The sequence below is a fragment of the Arthrobacter sp. STN4 genome (assembly GCF_024539665.1).
Lineage (GTDB): Bacteria > Actinomycetota > Actinomycetes > Actinomycetales > Micrococcaceae > Specibacter.
The window spans coordinates 1-348 of sequence record NZ_JAKZGX010000095.1; the positions used below are offsets into that span (position 1 = coordinate 1).

Here is a 348-nt window from a genome sequence, read left to right on the forward strand (position 1 = left end):
ACGAGGCGGGGCCAGGGCTGTGCCTGGGTGGTGGCGGGCGGTGTGTCCGGGCGGGGCGGGTCAGGGGTGGCGGGGATGTCCAGGAGGGTCTGCCCGGGAATCATGCCGTCCGTGGTGCCGGTGTGGTCCGTGCCGTTCGTGCCCCCGGTGGTGTGGTTCGGGCCGTTCGTGGTGCCGGTGTGGTCCGTGCCGTTCGTGCCGTCCGTGCCGTTCGTGCCGTCGGTGGTGTGGTTCGGGCTGGCTTGGGTGTTGGTGTCTTGGGTGTTGTTGGGGTCGGTGTGTTGCCTGGGGTTGGCTGCCGAGCCGGTGCCGGCCATCCAGGCTTCGTATTGGGGCACGGTGGCCCAG

At 71.0% G+C, this 348-nt stretch carries 1 protein-coding gene; it reads right to left on the reverse strand.

Annotation, left to right across the window (positions count from 1 at the left end; translation table 11 throughout):
- Positions 1-338, reverse strand: a 338-nt coding sequence (locus MMF96_RS19980) for a hypothetical protein (RefSeq protein ID WP_256884486.1), incomplete at its 3' end; no start/stop codon positions are given.
- Positions 339-348 lie beyond the last annotated feature (10 nt).